This is a genomic window from Dietzia sp. DQ11-38-2, assembly GCF_014145055.1.
Lineage (GTDB): Bacteria > Actinomycetota > Actinomycetes > Mycobacteriales > Mycobacteriaceae > Dietzia.
The window spans coordinates 1-2650 of record NZ_JAALDW010000287.1 but is presented as its reverse complement, the minus strand read 5'-3'; the positions used below and the strand labels follow the sequence as shown (position 1 = coordinate 2650).

Here is a 2650-nt window from a genome sequence, read left to right as displayed (position 1 = left end):
CGTCCCGGGCGGCGGCCGCGGCCAGTGCCAGCAGGGGATCCGGTTCGTCGTCGACCGGGGGCAGGGCGCACCCTCCGGCGAGCGCCAACCCGGTGGCGACCGCGGTCACGGCGACGAACCGTCGGCGCGACACGGGGGCGGTGAAGGAATCGGGCACCCCGACATCCTGCCAGGGCCCGTCGGTAGCCGGTCCCGGGGGCGGTACAGTGATCCGGCCCGTCCGCAACCCGGATCGGCACCCACCAGCCGCGACGCCAGGAGCACAGTGATCGTCCCCGAGCCCGACAGGGCGCACATCCGCAGAGCGGTCGTCGACCGCGGACTCGAACTCGAGGAGATCCGGGAGGACTCCCGGGCGGCCGACTGGCACGTCACCGTCGTCGTGGCCGGCGACTCCGGTGTGACCCTGGACGATCTCGCGAGCCTGTCGACCGATCTCGATGCCGTCGCCGAGCAGTGGGGGGCACCCGACCAGGCGGTGACGTTCGAGGTGACGAGCCGCGGCGTGGACGCCCCTCTGGAGGCTCCCCGGCACTGGAGACGGGCACGCGGACGCCAGGTCGACCTGACCTACGTCGAGGGGGTCGGCGGTCCGGCCCGTGGGCGGATCGGTGACCTCGACGAGGAGAACGGGACCGTACGGCTGGTCTCGAGGTCGGGTCGTGGGATGCGTGTGGACTCGGTACCGTTGGACGGCGTGGCACGCGCTGTGATCCGGGTCGAGTTCCGTCCCGCTCCGGAGGACGAACTCGCCCTCCTGTCGGAGCCCGCGAACCCCGGACGTGGCGGGCGAGAAGGAGAAGACAGTTGAACATCGACATGGCGGCGCTGAACATGTTGTCCCAGGAGCGGGAGATCCCGTTGGACGACCTGGTGCGGACCCTCGAGAACGCCCTGCTCACCGCGTACAAGCGCACCGAGGATGCGCACCGAGTCGCGAGGATCCAACTCGACCGGAAGGCCGGGACCGTCACCGTGATGGCCGCCGAGGTCGACGAGGAGGGGAACCGGATCGGCGAGTTCGACGCCACGCCCTCCGATTTCGGCCGGGTGGCGGCGGCGACGGCCCGGCAGATCATCCTCCAACGCCTGCGGGAAGCGGAGACCGAGCGGATCTACGGCGACCTCGTGGCCCGCGAGGGCGAGGTGGTCAGCGGGGTCATCCAGTCGGACTCACGCGCGAACGCCCGAGGGATCGTCGTCGTGCACATCGGACCCGAGAACGGAGGGACCGAGGGCACCATCGCTCCGGCCGAACAGGTCCCCGGCGAGACCTACGAGCACGGTGCGCGCATCAAGTGCCACGTGGTGGGGGTCCACAAGGGTCCGCACGGTGCCTCGGTCTCGCTGTCCCGTACCCACCCCGACCTCGTCCGTGGCCTGTTCGCCCTGGAGGTCCCCGAGATCGGCGACGGTTCGGTCCGGATCTCGGCGATCGCGCGCGAGGCCGGCCACCGGACCAAGATCGCGGTGGAGACCACCGTGTCGGGCCTCAACGCCAAGGGCGCGTGCATCGGGCCCAACGGCGCCCGCGTACGGGCGGTGATGTCGGAACTGAACGGCGAGAAGATCGACATCGTGGACTTCGACGAGGACCCGACGGTCTTCGTCGGCAACGCGCTGTCGCCTGCCAAGGTGATCTCCGTGACCGTGGCGGACGCCGAGACCAGGGCGGCGCGGGTCGTGGTCCCCGATTATCAGCTCTCACTCGCGATCGGCAAGGAGGGTCAGAACGCCCGCCTGGCCCATCGCCTGACACAGTGGCGGATCGACATCCACAGCGACGCGGAGTGACCTCCGGCGCGTGCGCGGTCCACGCGGTCGGGCGCGCCGTTAGTCTCGAGGGTCGACGACCTGTAGACTCATCTGATGTCACAGTGACTTCACGTTCACCCACTCGCGTGGGGGTGCGGTGAGAAACCGAGGCGGCCTCATGCAGGTGCGACACGACCAGCAGCAGGGCGCGGCCGAGGTGCGGGGTCCGGTTCGGACCTGCGTCGGCTGTCGCCGCCGGGATTCAGATTCCCGGCTCCTGCGGATCGTCCTCGATCCACGGGCGGCAGCCCTCTCGCCGGACCCCGCCCGGCGAGCGGTCGGACGGGGAGCCTGGGTGCACCGTGACCAGCGGTGCATCGCGACAGCACTCGACCGCAAGGCCTTCACGAGGTCACTGCGGGTCACCGGGAACGTGTCCCACGACGCGATCTCGGAGGTGCTCGAGACGCTATCGTCGTGAGCACGAGACCACCCGTCGGCCGCATGGGCCGATCGGGGGAGCACATGAGAAGGAACGGACCAGACACGATGAGCACACCGTGAAGCTCCAGCGATGAACGTCCATCGAATGTAGACCGAGGTCGCGCGGCCAGCCCTGCCGTGGAGACCTCGCAGTGAGGAGAGCAGTGGCAGGCAAGCCCCGTGTACACGAACTGGCAAAAGAGTTCGGTATCACCAGTAAAGAACTTCTGACGAAACTCCGCGATCAGGGGGAGTTCGTCAAATCCGCGTCCTCGACCCTCGAGGCGCCGGTCGTCCGTCGCCTCCGCGAGTCGCACGCACCGGCGGGCGGTGGATCCGACGCCGCGGCCTCGACGCCCGGCACGGGTGGGTCGACGGCACCCAAGCCCGGCGGGACCTCCAAGCCCTCGCC

General features: G+C 69.8%; 4 protein-coding genes. All 4 read left to right on the top strand.

The genetic code is table 11. The annotated features are described in order from the left end of the window. Positions 1-265: 265 nt before the first annotated feature. Entirely contained in the window at positions 266-811 is a 546-nt protein-coding gene (locus G6026_RS10330) for a ribosome maturation protein RimP (protein WP_182613124.1), read from the top strand. Further along, positions 808-1794, top strand: a complete 987-nt coding sequence (gene nusA, locus G6026_RS10325) for a transcription termination factor NusA (RefSeq protein WP_107756615.1) — start codon at positions 808-810, stop codon at positions 1792-1794. Before G6026_RS10330 ends, nusA begins: the two co-directional genes overlap by 4 nt. 139 nt (positions 1795-1933) lie before the next feature. After that, positions 1934-2236, top strand: coding sequence for a YlxR family protein (locus G6026_RS10320; RefSeq protein WP_107756614.1), 303 nt, complete (start codon positions 1934-1936; stop codon positions 2234-2236). A 166-nt stretch (positions 2237-2402) separates the two neighbouring features. Further along, positions 2403-2650: translation initiation factor IF-2 N-terminal domain-containing protein (locus tag G6026_RS10315; RefSeq protein ID WP_182613123.1), on the top strand; the 248-nt coding region annotated here is incomplete at its 3' end.

Coding starts and splice junctions, on each gene's coding strand:
- G6026_RS10320 (WP_107756614.1), top strand. CDS start 1,934: ATGCAGGTGCGACACGACCAGCAGCAGGGCGCGGCCGAGGTGCGGGGT.